16 protein-coding genes are annotated in these 16,747 nt (G+C 53.1%); all 16 read left to right on the top strand.

Annotated features, from left to right (window positions below):
- Nucleotides 1-433 (top strand): methylenetetrahydrofolate reductase (locus JRI46_09120; GenBank protein MBW2039743.1); only part of this gene is annotated, 433 nt, incomplete at its 5' end.
- Nucleotides 434-512: 79 nt separating this feature from the next.
- On the top strand, nt 513-974 hold the full coding sequence (locus tag JRI46_09115) for a HyaD/HybD family hydrogenase maturation endopeptidase (protein ID MBW2039742.1): 462 nt from the start codon (nt 513-515) through the stop codon (nt 972-974).
- Between the two features lie 26 nt (nt 975-1,000).
- The gene (gene hypA, locus JRI46_09110) at nt 1,001-1,372 is read left to right on the top strand and encodes a hydrogenase maturation nickel metallochaperone HypA (protein ID MBW2039741.1); all 372 of its coding nucleotides are present in this window, start codon (nt 1,001-1,003) and stop codon (nt 1,370-1,372) included.
- The gene (gene hypB, locus JRI46_09105) at nt 1,341-1,997 is read left to right on the top strand and encodes a hydrogenase nickel incorporation protein HypB (protein ID MBW2039740.1); all 657 of its coding nucleotides are present in this window, start codon (nt 1,341-1,343) and stop codon (nt 1,995-1,997) included. The genes hypA and hypB overlap by 32 nt, the downstream gene beginning before the upstream one ends.
- A complete protein-coding gene (gene hypF, locus JRI46_09100; protein ID MBW2039739.1) occupies nt 1,997-4,264 on the top strand; it encodes a carbamoyltransferase HypF in 2,268 nt (755 codons plus the stop codon). The genes hypB and hypF overlap by 1 nt, the downstream gene beginning before the upstream one ends.
- Before the next feature lie 2 nt (nt 4,265-4,266).
- Nucleotides 4,267-4,512, top strand: a complete 246-nt coding sequence (locus JRI46_09095; GenBank protein ID MBW2039738.1) for a HypC/HybG/HupF family hydrogenase formation chaperone — start codon at nt 4,267-4,269, stop codon at nt 4,510-4,512.
- Entirely contained in the window at nt 4,487-5,575 is a 1,089-nt protein-coding gene (hypD, locus tag JRI46_09090; protein ID MBW2039737.1) for a hydrogenase formation protein HypD, read from the top strand. The genes JRI46_09095 and hypD overlap by 26 nt, the downstream gene beginning before the upstream one ends.
- Nucleotides 5,572-6,582 (top strand): hydrogenase expression/formation protein HypE, encoded by a 1,011-nt coding sequence (hypE, locus tag JRI46_09085; GenBank protein MBW2039736.1) that lies wholly within the window; start codon nt 5,572-5,574, stop codon nt 6,580-6,582. Before hypD ends, hypE begins: the two co-directional genes overlap by 4 nt.
- A gap of 65 nt (nt 6,583-6,647) precedes the next feature.
- Nucleotides 6,648-8,540 (top strand): PAS domain S-box protein, encoded by a 1,893-nt coding sequence (locus tag JRI46_09080; protein ID MBW2039735.1) that lies wholly within the window; start codon nt 6,648-6,650, stop codon nt 8,538-8,540.
- A gap of 73 nt (nt 8,541-8,613) precedes the next feature.
- Nucleotides 8,614-9,480, top strand: a complete 867-nt coding sequence (locus JRI46_09075; GenBank protein MBW2039734.1) for a methylenetetrahydrofolate reductase — start codon at nt 8,614-8,616, stop codon at nt 9,478-9,480.
- A 47-nt stretch (nt 9,481-9,527) separates the two neighbouring features.
- On the top strand, nt 9,528-9,704 hold the full coding sequence (locus JRI46_09070) for a hypothetical protein (GenBank protein ID MBW2039733.1): 177 nt from the start codon (nt 9,528-9,530) through the stop codon (nt 9,702-9,704).
- Between the two features lie 96 nt (nt 9,705-9,800).
- Nucleotides 9,801-11,522, top strand: a complete 1,722-nt coding sequence (locus JRI46_09065; protein MBW2039732.1) for a 4Fe-4S dicluster domain-containing protein — start codon at nt 9,801-9,803, stop codon at nt 11,520-11,522.
- Nucleotides 11,522-12,490 carry a CoB--CoM heterodisulfide reductase iron-sulfur subunit B family protein gene (locus JRI46_09060; GenBank protein ID MBW2039731.1) on the top strand — a complete coding sequence of 323 codons (969 nt, stop codon included), beginning with the start codon at nt 11,522-11,524 and terminating at the stop codon, nt 12,488-12,490. The genes JRI46_09065 and JRI46_09060 overlap by 1 nt, the downstream gene beginning before the upstream one ends.
- A gap of 17 nt (nt 12,491-12,507) precedes the next feature.
- Nucleotides 12,508-15,564 carry a CoB--CoM heterodisulfide reductase iron-sulfur subunit A family protein gene (locus JRI46_09055; protein MBW2039730.1) on the top strand — a complete coding sequence of 1,019 codons (3,057 nt, stop codon included), beginning with the start codon at nt 12,508-12,510 and terminating at the stop codon, nt 15,562-15,564.
- 1 nt (nt 15,565) lies between these two features.
- The gene (locus JRI46_09050; GenBank protein MBW2039729.1) at nt 15,566-16,021 is read left to right on the top strand and encodes a hydrogenase iron-sulfur subunit; all 456 of its coding nucleotides are present in this window, start codon (nt 15,566-15,568) and stop codon (nt 16,019-16,021) included.
- The gene (locus tag JRI46_09045; protein MBW2039728.1) at nt 16,018-16,689 is read left to right on the top strand and encodes a methylenetetrahydrofolate reductase C-terminal domain-containing protein; all 672 of its coding nucleotides are present in this window, start codon (nt 16,018-16,020) and stop codon (nt 16,687-16,689) included. Before JRI46_09050 ends, JRI46_09045 begins: the two co-directional genes overlap by 4 nt.
- Nucleotides 16,690-16,747 lie beyond the last annotated feature (58 nt).

Genomic DNA, 16,747 nt, shown 5'->3' with positions numbered 1-16,747 from the left:
CGACTTCTTCGTCGGGGCCGTGGTCAAGCCAGTGTCGGACACCGATGCATCGTCTGAGCTGCAGCTCGCCATGATGGAGAAGAAGATCAGTGTTGGGGCCCGGTTCTTCCAGACGCAAGCAGTGTACGATGTAGATGCGTTTGAGCGGTTTATGAAGAGGGCGGAGCAGTTCAAGGTACCTGTGCTTGTGGGGATTATTCCTCTGAAGTCAGTCGGTATGGCGAGGTACATGAACAAGAATGTTTCAGGTGTGTTTGTGCCTGAAAACCTGATCGACGAGATGGCAAAGGCAGAGGACAAGACAGCAATGGGTTTGGAGATCGCCGCAAGGCTCATCAATGACCTGAAAGGTCTCTGCCAAGGGGTCCACATTATGGCCATTGGTTGGGAGAAAAAGGTCCCTGAGATCCTACAGCTTGCGAACCTGGCATAATAAGTAACGTTAAATCTCTGATCAAAGGCCTTGATGATATCCCTTAAGGGAGAGGGCCCTTAAGGGATATTTTGTGGTGATGGCGAAGAAAAGGGCGGTGATAATAGGCGTTGGAAACCTGATCCTCAAGGATGAGGGGGTGGGTGTTCACGCGGTGAGAGAACTGGAGGGAAAGGAACTGCCCCCCGGGGTCGAGGTCATAGATGGAGGCACGGCTACGATGGACCTCCTATCGGTGATCCAGGAGGCAGAGAGGATCATCGTGATTGACGCCCTAAAGGCGGGAGGGGAGCCAGGTACTATCTACCGTGTCATCCCTGATGATCTTATCAGTGAGAGCGAAAGGCCCCTTTCACTCCACCAGGTAGGTTTGCTGGAGGTCTTGGGTACGGCGAGACAATTAGGTGGCCACGGAGAGGTGGTGATCATTGGGGTGGAACCGAAGGAGGTCTCCTGGGGTATGGAGCTTACACCGGAGGTGGAAGTAAAGGTGCCAAAGGTAATAGAGGCAGTCTTTGAAGAGCTTAAGGGATTGTGGTAAGAAACGCTTCAGGGTAAAATTGCATCATGCATGAGCTTGCGATAGCACAGAGCCTTCTTGAGATCGTGGAACAGGAAGCCCTTCCCTACTCAGGGGCAAGGGTGACACGGGTTAAGCTGCTGATTGGGAAATTGAGCGGTGTGGTGCCGGATGCCCTGAGGTTTGCCTTCGAGGTGATAAGCCAAGGGGGTATAGCTGAGGGGGCCTCCCTAGATATCCAAGAGGTGCCGTTGAGGCTTCGGTGCCATCAGTGCGGGGAGGTCTTTGTGGTGGACGACCCCTTTATGACCTGTCCCCGCTGTGAGGGCCCAGAGGTGGAGATGGTTTCGGGGAGGGAACTGGAGATAAGGAGTATGGAGATAGACGATGGAGATCAAGCTGGTCAAGGACATCCTTGAGGCGAACGAGGTGATCGCCTCCCAGAACAGAAGGCTCTTTGCGGATGAGGGTGTCTATGTGGTCAATCTGATGGGTAGCCCCGGTGCAGGGAAGACCACGCTGTTGGAAAGGACCATAGAACATATAAAAGATAGAAAGCGCATTGCAGTGATCGAGGGAGATATCGCTACCTCACGAGACGCGCAAAGGGTTGCCGCCTACGCCATCCCCACCGTACAGATAAATACGGGTGGCGCCTGCCATCTCGATGGGAACATGGTGAGGGAAGGGCTCAGAGAGTTGGATTTCGACAAGATAGATCTTCTCCTTGTGGAGAACGTAGGGAACCTGGTGTGCCCCGCTGAGTTCAAGATCGGCGAGGACGACAAGGTGATGCTCATCTCCGTCACTGAGGGAGATGACAAGCCCCTGAAGTATCCCCTCATGTTTCAGGTCTCATCCGTTTTGTTGCTGAACAAGATCGACCTTTTGTCTTATCTGGACTTCGACCTGGAGAGGTTTCGCAGCGATGCCCTAAAAGTGAACCCCCATCTAGAGGTGATGGCCATATCTTGCAATACGGGCGAGGGGCTCGACAACTGGTTCAGATGGCTTGAAGAAAGGGTCAACAAAAAGGGGACCTGATGGGGAAGATCAGGGTTTGTGTTCAGATAGAGGGGATCGTCCAGGGGGTGGGGTTTCGCCCCTTTGTTTACGGCCTCGCCCGACGCAATGATCTCAAGGGGTGGGTCCTCAATGATGAAAAAGGGGTCCAGATAGAGGTGGAAGGGGAAAAAGAGAGAGTAGCTGGCTTCCTCTCCGAGCTCTCTTCTCCTCCCCCTCTTGCCCTGATAGAAGGGACGACCGTAAACTATCTTCCCCCTGTGGGCTATCAGGACTTTGGGATAAGGGGGAGCATGGGGGGGGAGGAGCGCTTTGCCCTGATCTCACCTGATATCGCCACCTGTGAGGATTGCCTAGAAGAGCTCTTCGATCCCAAGGATCGGCGTTTTCGCTACCCCTTTATCAACTGCACCAACTGTGGCCCTCGCTTCACCATCATCGAGGATATCCCCTACGACCGTGACAAGACTACAATGGCCCCCTTCAAGATGTGCCTCCTATGCAGCAGGGAGTATCATAATCCCTCGAATCGTCGGTTTCACGCCCAACCTAACGCCTGCCCGGGATGTGGCCCAAGGGTAGGGCTCTTCGATAACTCGGGCAGGGAGGTGTCGACCTCTTATCCCATAGGTGAAGCCCTCAAACTGCTTATCGAGGGAAAGATCGTGGCCACAAAGGGACTTGGAGGATTTCACCTCGCCTGTGACGCAACCCGAGAGGATGTCGTCGCCCGTCTCCGGGGCAGAAAATACAGAGAGGACAAGCCCTTTGCCCTCATGTGCAGGGACCTGGAGGTTATCGAAAGGCTCTGCCTTTTAGATGGGGCCTCAAGGGAACTCCTCGAGAGCAAAGAGCGGCCCGTAGTTATTTTGCAGCGAAGGGCAGGTGCCAAGGTGGCCCCATCTGTCGCCCCCGGCCAGAGGACTCTGGGGGTGATGCTTCCCTATACGCCCCTGCACCATCTGCTTTTTGCTGACGGACTGGATGTCCTTGTGATGACGAGCGGCAATGTAAGCGATGAACCGATCGCTTACAAAGACGCTGAGGCCTTTGCACGGCTTCGAGGGATAACCGATTTCTTTGTGGTGCACAACAGGGAGATTCACACAAGGTGCGATGACTCGGTGGTGAAGCCCTTCAGGGGAAGGGTGACCTTCGTAAGGCGTGCCAGGGGGTATGTCCCTTTCCCCATAAGGTTGAAGGAGCGGGGCAAGAGTGTGCTCGCCTGTGGGGCAGGCTTGAAGAATACCTTCTGCCTCACAAAAGGTAATTACGCCTTTTTGAGCCACCACATAGGGGATTTGGAGAACTTCGAGACCCTGAGGTCCTTTGAGGAGGGGATAGGACACTTCAAGCGCCTATTTCAGATAGAACCCGAGGCCGTCGCCCATGACCTCCATCCCGATTACCTTTCCACCCGCTACGCCATGGGGCTTGAGGTGCCGAGGATAGGGGTGCAGCACCACTTTGCCCACGCCTTAAGCTGCATGGCCGAAAATGGCCTCGAAGGGCCTGTGCTGGCCGTGGTAATGGACGGAACTGGATATGGGGAGGATGGCGCCGTATGGGGGGGGGAGTTCCTCGAGGTGATGGTGAGGGGCTACAGGCGCCTCGGCCACCTGCGCTATATACCCCTGCCCGGGGGTGAGATGGCGGTGAGGGAGCCGTGGAGGATGGCGGCGGTTTATCTGCACAGAGTATACGGGGGGCTTGAGGGGCTAAATATCCCCTTTGTAAAGGGGCTTGACCTCAAGAAGTGGTCCTTCTTAAGAGGGGCCGTAAAGGCTGACATCAACTCACCTCCCTGTTCCAGCGTGGGGAGGCTCTTCGACGCCGTTAGTGCGCTGTTGGGGGTGAGGGAGACGATAAACTACGAGGGGCAGGCCGCTGTAGAGCTCGAACAGATGGCGGAAGAAGGTGAGAGGGGGGAGTATCCCTTTGAAATCTTTGAGGAGGAGGGGTCGCTTATCGTCGACCCCGATCCCATTATTGCAGCCATCGTAGAGGAGATAGGAAAGGGTGAAACTCCTTACATTATCTCGGCCCGTTTCCACAACACTATGGCCAGGGTAATATCTCGGATGGCCAAGAGGATGAGGAAGTTGACGGCACTGCCTGAAATTGTCCTAAGCGGCGGGGTCTTCCAGAATTACCTCCTTTTGGGTAGGGTGTGTGACCTGCTGGAGGAAGACGATTTTAGGGTTTTCATTCAGCAAAAGGCCCCCACCAACGATGGTGGCATATCGCTTGGACAGGCTTTATACGCCATTTGCCTTCTCAGGGGCTAAAGATGTGCCTTGGAATTCCAGGTAAGATTGTTTCCATATCAGAGGATCATCTCGCCGAGGTGGACTTCGGCGGTGTACGAAGGGAGGTGAGCCTCCTGTTATGCCCTGAGGTGGAGGTGGGAGGCTATGTCCTGGTCCATGTGGGCTTTGCCATTCAGAGGCTTGAGAAAGGGGAGGCCCTGGAGACCCTGAAGCTCTTTAAAGAGATAGAGGAGAGTTATCTTGAATCCACGCAAGAGGGCGGATGAAGGGAAGCTCGCCCCCATCCTTCTCAGGGAGATCTCGGGGCTTGCCGACCCTCCGCTGCGCTTCATGGAGGTGTGCGGCACCCATACGATGTCCATCTTTTGCTCCGGGATACGGTCCCTTTTGCCCGAAGGGATAGAACTCATCTCTGGTCCAGGCTGCCCTGTCTGTGTAACACCTGCAGGGGAGATAGATCGCGCTATCGCGCTATCGCAGTTGGATGGCGTTACCCTTGTGACCTTCGGGGACCTGATGTGGGTTCCAGGAAGTAGTACATCCTTCCACCAGGAGAAGGCGATGGGCGGCGACATCCGGGTGGTCCTCTCCCCTTTGGATGCGGTTGAAATCGCACAGGAGGAACATGGCAGAAAGGTCATTTTCTTCGCCGTGGGCTTTGAGACCACCTCCCCTGCCATCGCTGTAGCCGTCAAGGAGGCAAGGAGGAGGGGACTTGTCAATTTCTATCTCCTCTCCTCACAGAGGCTCATCCCCCCGGCCATGAGGGCCCTGCTTTCCACTGGACGGGTAAGGATAGATGGTTTCATCCTTCCGGGCCATGTGAGCGTGATAATCGGGAGGGGTCCTTACCTCTTTATTGCCCGTGAGTTTGGTCTCCCAGGGGTGATCACCGGGTTTGAGGCCCTCGACATCCTGGAGGGAATATACATGCTCCTTCGCCAAAGGAGGGAAGGGCGAGCGGAGATAGAGATCCAGTACAGGCGGGCGGTGAAAGAGGAGGGGAATCAGAGGGCCTTGGAGGTCATGGGAGAGGTATTTGAGCCTGTGGATGCCCGTTGGAGGGGACTGGGTCTGATACCGGAAAGCGGCCTTATACTGAGGGAGGAGTTCGCCGGGATGGACGCCTCGAGGGCCTTTGTCATCCCTTGTGAAGATAAGGCGGATCCTCCCGGTTGTCTATGTGGTGAGATCCTCCAGGGCCTCAAGAGCCCTCCGGATTGTCCCCTTTTTGGCAAAAGGTGCACACCGGAGGACCCTGTGGGGCCATGTATGGTGTCCTCAGAGGGGAGCTGTGCTGCCTACTACAAATACGGGGGGGGACAATGAAGGGGGAGAGGATACTCCTTGCCCACGGTGCAGGGGGGAAGCTTAGCCATGACCTTTTGAGGGAGCTATTTCTGCCTTTCTTTAACAATGACATTCTTAGAGTCCTCGATGACAGCGCCATAATTCCCACTGAACCCTCCAAGCTTGCCTTCACCACCGATTCCTATGTAGTAAAGCCCCTCTCCTTCCCTGGAGGTGACATAGGGAGGCTTGCGATATGCGGAACAGTGAACGACCTTGCCATGGCAGGGGCGAGGCCGTTGGGGCTTTCGGCCTCTTTCATCTTGGAAGAAGGGTTCTCCATCGAGGATCTTGAGAAGGTCCTCTCTTCGATGAGGGAAGCCGCAGAGGAGGCCGGAGTTATGGTGGTGGCAGGGGATACCAAGGTCGTGGAGCATGGTGCGGCAGAGGGGCTTTATATAACCACCACCGGGATTGGCGTTGTCCCTGAGGGGGTGGATATAAGGGGCTCTAAAGCGAGGTCCGGTGATTGGATCATCATTAATGGTCCCATTGGGGATCATGAGATCGCAGTCCTCATCGCTAGGGGGGACTTCTCCCTGCAGGGGGAGACAAAGAGCGATTGTGCCCCCCTCAATGGGCTTGTGGAGGCGATGTTGAAAGCATGCCCAGACATCCATTGCATGAGGGACCCCACCAGGGGAGGACTTGCCACCGTCCTCTGGGAGATCGCCAACGCCTCAGGGGTAGGGGTGGTGATCGAAGAAGAGAAGGTCTTGATCAGGGAGGAGGTCAGGGTGGTCTGCGATCTACTCGGGTTCGATCCCTATTATTTGGCCAACGAAGGGAAGCTCATCGCCTTCGTACCAGAAGAGGAGACCGAAGGGCTTCTTAGGATGATGAAGGCCCATCGTCTGGGAAAAGGGGCGGTGGTCATAGGCCGGGTTACGGCGGAGAATCCGGGAAAGGTCCTTCTCCGAACTAGGATAGGGGGCCATAGGCTTCTTGATCCCTTAAGCGACGAGCAGTTTCCCCGGATCTGCTGACGAGAACTTTAGTTGCGATAAGGTAAAAGTTGTTTTAAAATAGTTTTAGAATGAAATCTCGTGGGTTGATATCCAAAAAGACGCCTTCTTTATGGGAAGAAAGAACTGGGTACATCCGGGCCCTCGTGCAGATGAGCAATGACGGAATCCTCGTCTTTGGGGAGGATCGCTTCATAGAGTTTGCCAACCAGATGGCCACCCTCCTTACTGGATATCCAGAAGAAGATCTTTTGGAAAAAGATATCATCTCCATCCTGGGGCAAGAGGTGGAAGAGGTTCTGGAGCAGCTAAAAGGGCCCGGGGATAAGTTGTGCCAGGAGGTAAAGATCTCTACCGCCTTGGGCGAGCAAAGGGATGTCTACCTATGCCTGGCCCTGGCCGAGGGGGGAGAAGGTGAGGTCAAGGGTTGTGCCTATCTCACCGATATCACTGAGCACAAGAGGTTTGAAGAGAGGCTCAAGGCCTCGGAAAAGAGGTATCGGGAGCTTTTCCAGCGGGTGGGAGAGGGACTCTTCATCAGTACACCGGATGGGAAATTCGTTGACTGTAATCAGGCCCTCTTAGATATGCTCGGCTATGAGAGCAAGGAAGAGTTCTTAAAGATAGATATCGCCGAGGACCTCTATGTAAACCCTGGGGAACGAAAGATCTTCCAGAAGAGGATGGAGCAGGATGGCTATGTCAAGGAGTGGGAGGTGGAGTTCAAGAGAAAGGATAGGGGAAAGATCATGGTGCTCCTATCCGCCCATGCCATCCGGGATAAAGAGGGGAAGATCGTCGGCTACGAGGGGATCAACATCGACATCACCCAGCGCAAGAAGCTGGAGAGGGAGCTCAGGGAGGCCAACGACTTTTTAAAAAACCTCATCGAGAGCTCCGTGGACGGGATCATCGCTGCCGACATCAAGGGGAACCTCATCATCTTCAACAAGGGGGCCGAGGCCCTCATCGGTTACAAGGCCGATGAGGTCATCGGCAAGATGCATATCACCCAGCTTTATCCTCCCGGAGTGGCCAAGGAGGTCATGCAGAAGTTGCGAAGCCCTGACTATGGGGGGGCGGGGAAATTTACCGGGTCCCAATTTAATGTGGTTAACAAGGAGGGGGAGAACATCCCGATTTATCTCTCCGCCGCCATCGTCTATGAGGGTGGCAAGGAAGTGGCCTCTGTGGGGATCTTCACTGATCTACGCCCCCGGATCGCTATGGAAAAGAAACTCCAAGATACCCAGCTTCAACTTCTTCAGTCAGAGAAGCTGAGGTCCTTGGGTGAGATGGCGGCAGGCGTAGCCCATGAGGTAAATAACCCGTTAGGAGGTATCCTCATATACGCCAGCCTCTTGATGGAGGACCTATCACCTGATGATCCAAAGAGGGAAGACTTGGGGAAGATTGTCCAGGAGGCGACGCGTTGCAAGGAAATAATAAAGAGCCTCCTCGAATTTTCCCGCCAGAGTAGCCCTAAGATGGAACTCACCGATGTCAACAGGGCCATAACCAATGGACTACTCTTTCTGGAAAACCAGGCTACCTTCCACAACATAGAGATAAAGAAGGAGCTTGATCCCTTCCTCCCCCCTATTTGGGGGAACGCCGGCCAATTGAAGCAGGTCTTTATGAATATCATGGTCAATGCAGCTGATGCCATGCACGGACGAGGGACTCTTTCTATAAAGACCTTCTTTTCCGAAGATAGGGACAACGTAATTATAGAGTTCACAGACACCGGAGAAGGGATCCCCGAGGATATACTGCCCAGGATATTCGATCCTTTCTTCACCACCAAAGATCTGAGCAAAGGGACGGGTCTGGGACTTTCTATGTCGTATGGAATAGTGGAAGAACATAAAGGGCGGATTGAGGTCGACACAGAGATGGGCAGAGGGACGACCTTTCGGGTTGTGTTGCCGGTGGAATATGAGGAGGCGGCATCTCAAGAAAATGCGAGAAATCCATAAAAATTTCTTGCGTCTCATCTTAGAGTTGTTAGAATTGGGGCTGCTTTAGATCTAATACATGAAGGAGGTTTCCATGGGGTGGCGGGAGCGGCTGGAGGATGGTGGATTTTTGAGGATGGTGGAGGTATTACCTCCGAAAGGTGTAGAGGTTAAGGGGTTTGAGGAGAGGTTAATCCCCTTGAAGGGGAGGGTGGAGGCCATCTATGTGCCTTCCCTTCAGGGAGGGGTCATGCGGATGAGTTCCTGGGCTGCTTGTCGATACCTACTGGATAGAGGTTATGAGACGATATTTGAGATCTCGTGTGCCCATCAGAATCGGATAGCAATGCAGGCGGAGTTGCTCGGTGCCTATCACTTGGGCCTTGAGAATGTAATGGCAGCCTTGGGAGACGACCCGAAACTCGGAGATCACCCAGAGGCCAAGGCGGTTTTCGACATAGATATCCTGGAGCTCTTGGAGGCGATAGAGAGGTTGCAAAAGGGATATGATATGAGTGGTGGAGATCTGGAAGGCCCTCCCCGTTTTTGTGTTGGTGCGAAGCTCGATGCCAGTGCTCGGGGCCATGCCTTAGATCAGGAGCTGAGGGAGATGGAAAAGAAGATCCGCCTCGGTGTGGAGTTCTTCGTTACTACATCCGTTTATGACTTAGGACAGTTCGAGGCCTTCATGCAGAAGGTAAAGACCTTTGGGGCGCCGGTCATTGCGGGCCTGATGGTGCTAAAATCGGCCGGGATGGCGAGATACATAAATAAACACGTGCAGGGGGTCTTTATCCCCGAAGAGATAATTACGAGGTTGATGAAGGCCCCTGACAAGATCGGGGCCTCTGTCGAAATAGCAGCGGATATGATCAAGGGGATACAAGGACTTTGTCAGGGCGTTAACATCATATCGATCGGCTGGGAGGACAAAGTCCCCGCCATCTTGGAAGAAGCGTAGGGATAAATTCGGAGGACCTTTCGACGCCTGAAGGAGACCAAAGAACGGTGAAGCGGATCGGTTACAATCCCGGATGCTCCCTGCACTCATCGGCCAAGGACTACGATCATACCATCAGGATCATCTTTGAACGGTTAAGGATTACCCTGCAGGAGTTGGAAGAGTGGGTCTTGCAGGGTCAGCTCTGCTCGACCACTCACCGAACATGGCTGAATTTGATCTGAAGAAGTCGCTTAATTATCTGTTGCATCTAAGGGGGTCGCTATAGGATGTTCTTCTCTATGTCAATATACGTTGCATTAGCATTTTTCGGAGTAGGCTTGTTTTATAAAATTTTCACCTGGTTCCGATACTCGATCAGTATAGGCGCAGGAGAAATTTCCATATCGAGAAGGGTCTTTGCCTCCATCAAGGGGATTTTATTTACGCTGTTGAGCATCAAGGGCTTCACCTTATTGAAGGTCTTTGTCCTCGATGTAGTTCTGAATTTACGGATCCTGAGAGAGGACTTTCTCAGGTGGCTCATGCACATGTGTATATATGTGGGTTTCATGCTGCTTCTTTTGATGCATGCCCTGGATAGATTCATAACCTCTGCTCTATTTCCAGACTATTTTTCGACTATCAACCCATTTATGTTTTTGAGGGATCTGTTTGGTGCCCTGGTAATCCTGGGGTTAGCGATTGCGATCTATCGGCGCTTCATCTTGAAGGTGCCCCGTCTGCTAACCAATGCCATGGATTATTATGCTATCATCATCGTGGCCATTATCATCTTTTCTGGAATTGCTTTGGAGGGCACAAAGATTGTATCTCACTCAATCTATAAACAGATGGTAGAGGACTATTCTGGTCTTGAGGATGAGCAAGAGCTTAGGTCTTTGGAGGCCTATTGGGTAAATGACTATGGGGTAGTATCCCCCAATTTGAAGGGGCCGTTTGGCGCGCAGACTCTGGCGCAGGGCAGAGAGCTCCATAAAATGAGCTGTATTGAGTGTCACTCCCAGCCCCAATGGGCATTTACCGGTTATGGAGTGGCCAGAATCATCAGGCCAATAGCCCTGGGATTGGACAGGGTTAATACGCCTACTTTACTTTGGTATATCCATTTCTTGGCCTGCTTGCTGGGTTTGGCCTATCTTCCTTTTAGTAAAATGTTCCATATCCTTGCCAGCCCCTTGAGCCTGCTGGCTAATGCTGTCATGGAAAAAGGAAAGTCAGATCCAGCCAATATAGCCACCAGGCAGGTCATGGAGCTGGATGCCTGTACCCATTGTGGGGCCTGCACTTCGCGATGCTCCGTTGCTGTGGCCCTGGAGGAGATTCCCAATATCAACATTCTTCCCTCTGAGAAGATAGCTTCGATAAAGGCGCTTGCCGCTGACAGGGAACTAAGTGAGCAAGAGCTTAAGGATATTCAAGAGGGGGTCTGTCTCTGTACCAATTGTTATCGATGCACGGTGGTCTGTCCAGTGGGTATCAACCTGCAGGACTTGTGGTTCAACGTACGGGAAACGCTTCTTCAAAGGGGAATACCAGAGTTTTCCGTTCTTTCCCCCCTGTCTTTTTATCGTGGATTAATGAAGGGGGAACTGGTTCAAAGGGATTATGAAAGGCCCTTGATGAGGGTGAGAGAGGCCATTGCTGACAGATGCGATTTAATGAAGGAGCAGGATAAGGTTTTGCCTCTGGGTGCAACGGACAGAGGGTTTAAAAGCAGGCTAAACCTATCCGCACAGGCAAGCACCTTCTCGGTGTGCTTTGGCTGTCAAACCTGTACCAACGCCTGTCCTGTTGTGGCCAACTACGATAACCCCCAAGAGGTCCTGGGGTTATTACCACATCAGATTATGTATGCCTGTGCATTGGGCATAAGGGATCTGGCCTTTGGTTCAAATATGCTATGGGATTGTCTCACCTGTTATCAGTGTCAGGAACAGTGTCCCCAAGCGGTAAGTGTCACTGATGTGCTTTATGAACTTAAAAATTTTGCAGTGGAATATATAGGAGAAAAGACATCTCAGTCAATGGGAAAAAGATGATGAAATTTGCCTTATTTTTTGGTTGTACCATCCCGGCTCGTCTCAGTCAATACGAATCCTCAGCAAGGGCAATTTTAGGCAAACTCGATGTAGGATTAGTGGATATAAGGGAATTCAATTGTTGTGGATATCCCTTAAGAAACATCAATTTTAAGGCCTTTGTCCTTTTGTCAGCCAGGAATCTCGCTCTTGCTGAAAAGGAACACCTAAATATAATGACTTTGTGTCAATGTTGCTTTGGCAGTCTGAAGAAGGCAAATCACCTCCTGAAGGAGGATCGATCCATTCGCAAGGAAGTGAATTCCATCCTCAAGAGAGAAGGTTTGAAGTATGAAGGTGAGATCGAGGTCAGACACTTACTCCAGATTCTTTACCATGAGGTAGGAGTTGAGTCGATACAAGGAAAGATAGAGAAGCGTTATGAAGGGCTTAAAATTGCTGCCCACTATGGATGTCATGTCTTACGGCCAAGCCAGATCATGCAATTTGACAATCCAGTCTCCCCAACCCTATTTGATCAACTCGTTGGGGTTACCGGTGCTGAGAGCATTTATTGGTCAACTAAACTCGATTGTTGTGGCGCCCCATTATGGGGAATCAATGACGAACTTTCCATAGACTTGACGAAGAAAAAACTTGAGGATGGCAAACAATCGGGCGCGGATTATTTGTGTGTGGCATGCCCATACTGCCAGATCCAGTTTGATACGGTTCAAAAGATGATCCTTGTCAAACAGGGCGGAAACCATCATCTCCCCTCTATCCTCTATCCACAACTCCTTGGCCTTTGTATGGGTATTGATAGGGAGATCCTTGGATTAAACATAAACCAGGTCCCTATTAAGGGGATAGAGGATTTTTTATCTCACGGAAAAAGACAGCGTGGTGCAGGCTCGCCCGAACAGCGAAAGAAGGTTCGTCGCAAAGGTGCTGAGGAGGAGAGGGGAGAAGGTGCAATAGGTCAATAGGTTAGGTGCGTGACAGGATGGCTGGAAAGAGAAAGGTAGAAGCCAACGAAGGCAAAAAGGTGGGAGCGGTCCTTGTGGTGGGAGGTGGCATTGGAGGGATACAGGCCTCCCTCGATTTGGCAAACGCAGGCTATAAGGTCTATCTGGTAGAGGCCTCTCCGGCTATCGGGGGGAGGATGGCCCAACTGGACAAGACCTTTCCCACCAACGATTGCTCCATGTGCATCCTCTCCCCGAAGCTTGTGGAATGCGGGAGACATCCCGACATAGAGCTTCTCACTTACTCAGAACTCATCGCCCTGGATGGTGAGCCAGGCAACTTTCGGGCCAAGGTACTGAAGCACGCCCGTTATGTAAACGACCAGCTCTGTACCGGTTGTGGCACCTGCCAGGAGAAGTGCCCCCGCAGGACGATGAGCGAGTTTGATGAGGGGCTTGGTGAGAGAAAGGCGATCTATGTCCCCTATCCTCAGGCCATACCCAACGTGCCTGTCATAGACAAGGAGATTTGCACCTATTTTCTCAAGGGAAAGTGCAGAGTATGCGAAAAGGTCTGTCCTGCAGGGGCGATAGACTTCGAGCAAGAGGACGAAGAGCTGGAGATTGGGGTTGGGGCGGTGATCCTCGCCATGGGATATGAGACCTTCGATCCCAGATTGAAGGGGGAATATGGGTACGGTAGGTATAAAAATGTCGTCAGCAGCCTCGAATTTGAGAGGATCCTTTCCGCCTCCGGCCCTTACCGAGGGGAGATCCTGCGGTCCTCGGACAACGAGCACCCCAAAAGGATTGCCTGGATACAATGTATAGGTTCAAGGGACACGAGCCTGGGGAGGGGATACTGCTCATCGGTCTGTTGTATGTACGCCATAAAGGAGGCCATTATTGCCAAAGAGCATATTGATTTCATCGAACCCACCATCTTTTACATAGACATCCGTGCCTTTGGCAAAGGATTTGATGATTACTATGAACGAGCAAAAGAGGAGCATGGGGTCAGATACGTCCGCTCCATGGTTTCCAAGGTGATTGAGGACCCCGAGACCAAGAACCTCTGGATCACCTATGTGGATGAGACCGGTGAGTTGAGACGGGAGGAATTCCACCTAGTAGTTCTCTCGGTAGGGTTGGGTTCCTCTCAGGAATCCCGGGAGCTGGCCGAGAGACTGGGCATAGAACTTGAACCCCATGGATTTTGTGCTACCACCACCTTTTCCCCTTTAGCCACCTCACGGGAGGGGGTCTATGTCTGCGGGGCCTTTCAGGCACCGAAGGATATACCTGAGACCGTGGCCCAAGCCAGCGGGGCAGCGGCAGCCGCAACAGAAGATATCGCCTCGGTCCGGGGAGAGCTCCTGAAGCGGGAGGAGTATCCTCCGGAACGAGATGTCACCGAGGAGGAGCCCAGGATCGGGGTCTTTGTCTGCCACTGCGGGATAAACATCGCTGCAGTCGTGGATGTGGAGGCGGTGAGGGACTATGCCCGAACGCTTCCCCATGTGGTCTATACCGAGGACAACCTCTTTACCTGCTCTCAGGACTCCCAAGAGAGGATCAAAAAAGTGATCCAAGAGGAGGGCCTCAACAGGGTGGTGATCGCCTCCTGCTCCCCCCGGACCCATGAGCCCCTTTTCCGCCAGACCCTCATGGAGGCGGGTCTGAACCCCTATCTCTTCGAGATGGCCAACATTCGAGACCAATGCTCCTGGGTTCACATGAAGGATAAGGAGGGGGCGACCCAGAAGGCGAAAGATCTGCTGAGGATGGCGGTGGCTAATGCCCTCCTCCTAGAATCCCTCGAGAGACAGCGAATCCCCGTCCGCAAGAGGGCATTGGTGATAGGGGGAGGTCTGGCAGGGATGACCGCGGCCTTGAGTTTTGCGGGGCAGGGATTCGAGGTCTTTCTGGTGGAGAGGGAGGCGGAGCTGGGGGGTAATGTACGTCATATTTACTATACCCTCTCTGGAGAAGATCCTCAGGCCCTTCTCAGGGAAATGATTGAAAGGGTCATGACCCACCCCTCCGTACAGGTGATAACCAATGCAGAGGTCGTAGATCATGAGGGAGTCCAGGGAAACTTCTCCACCGGCGTGATGATTGCCCCTGCCATGACATACCGGAAGCTGGAGCATGGGGTGACCGTCTTGGCCACAGGTGGTGAGGAATATAAGCCCACGGAGTATCTCTACGGGGAGCACCCTGGCGTCCTTACTCAGATGGAGCTTGAGGAAGGGATAGCCAGTGAGGAGCTCAACCCGAAGGAACTTCGCCGGGTGGTGATGATCCAGTGTGTAGGCTCCCGCACTGAGGAGCGCCCCTATTGTAGCAGGATATGTTGTTCGGTAGCGATAAAGAACGCCCTTATGTTGAAGGAGTTGGCTCCAGATCTTGATATCCATATCCTTTTTAGAGATATAAGGACTTATGGACTTCTTGAGCAGTACTACACCAAGGCGAGGGAGAAGGGCGTTGTCTTCACCCGGTACATTCCCGAGCGCAAGCCCGAGGTACGAGGGGACGAGGGGAAGGTCTTGGTAACGGTGTGGGACGACGCCCTCAAGGGCAATCTCATCATTGAGGCCGATCTCCTCGTCTTGAGTGCGGCGACCGTTGCCAGTGAGAACGAGGAGCTTGCCGCCATGTTCAAGGTCCAGCGGACCTTGGAAGGGACCTATCTAGAGGCCCATATGAAGCTGCGCCCTGTGGATTTTTCTAGCGATGGGATCTATATGTGCGGTCTTGCCCACTCGCCGAAGCTAATGGACGAAACCATCTCCCAGGCTCAGGCGGCGGTGGCCAGGGCGTCCACTCTCCTTGCAAAGGATGAAATAGAGGTGGGAGGGGTGGTGGCTAGGGTTGATCCAGAGTTATGTGCTGCGTGTCTTATATGTGTACGGGCCTGTCCCTTTGGGGTGCCCTATATCTGTGAAGATGGCTATTCTGTGATTGATCCGGCCAAATGCAGGGGGTGTGGAAATTGCGCGGCCGAGTGTCCCCAAAGGGCGATCCAGCTCCAGCACTATAGGGATGAGCAGCTTATCGCCAAGGTGGTGGCCTTGGCGAAGGGGATATAAGATGGAGTTTGAACCTAAGATCCTCGCCTTCTGTTGTGAACATTGAGCCTATGAAGCAGCGGACCTGGCAGGTTCGATGAGAATGGACTATCCACCGAATGTAAAGATCATCAGGGTCCCCTGCACAGGGAGAGTGGACGATGTGCACCTCATCAAGGCCTTTGAGGAGGAGATGGACGGGGTATATGTGGCGGGTTGTCTCGAGGGGGAATGCCATTTTCTCATAGGGAACCTAAGGGCAAAAAAGAGGGTGGAGTATGTGAAGGGAATCCTGACATCCCTGGGGATAAACCCCGAAAGGCTCCAGATGTATAACCTCTCAGCGGCCATGGGGGGCAGGTTTGTGGAGATCGCCATGGAGATGACTGAGAGGGTCCGTGCTTTGGGGCCGAGCCCTGTCAAGACCGGGGCAGGAAGGGAATTTTTTCAGGAGCAAAAGGAGGGAGAGGAGCAATGATCGTTGCGGAGGCCAAACCGATTGATGAGATTTTGGATATGATCGACAAATACGAAAAGATCCTCCTGATAGGGTGCAAAGGGTGCGTGGCAGTGTGTGCGGCAGGAGGGGAGAAGGAGGTTGCCTTTCTTGCCTCCGCCATAAGGACGGCAAGAAAGAGGGATGGCAGGGAGATAGAGATCCGGGAGGTAACTTTGGAGCGACAGTGCGACCCGGAGTATGTGGAGCAGATCAGGGGCTTCGCTGGGGACTATCAGGCCATCCTTTCTGTCGCCTGTGGGGTGGGGGTACAGTATATGGCCGAGCATTATAAAGACATCCCTGCCTTTCCCGGGTTGAACACATCCTTTATGGGGGGGGCCTTAGAGCAGGGGGTCTGGAGCGAGAGGTGTCAAGGCTGCGGCAACTGTGTCTTGCACCTCACCGGGGGGATCTGCCCCATTACCCGTTGTTCAAAAAGCCTGCTGAACGGGCCCTGCGGTGGTTCCTCCAACGGGAAGTGCGAGGTAGACCCGGAGATGGATTGTGGCTGGCAGCTCATCATCGACCGCCTCAAAGCCCTGGGGGAGTTTGAGAGCAGGTTTATGGAGATCACCCCCATCAAAGATTGGTCAACCAGCAGGGATGGGGGCCTCCGGAGGATCGTCAGAGAGGATATGAGACAATGAAGACAGCCAGCAATCTGGAAAAGATCCTGGAGAAAGGCGCGTTTGCTGTCACCTCGGA

The sequence above is a fragment of the Deltaproteobacteria bacterium genome (assembly GCA_019308925.1).
GTDB lineage: Bacteria > Desulfobacterota > B13-G15 > B13-G15 > RBG-16-54-18 > JAFDHG01.
This window is presented reverse-complemented; position numbering and strand designations above follow the sequence as displayed.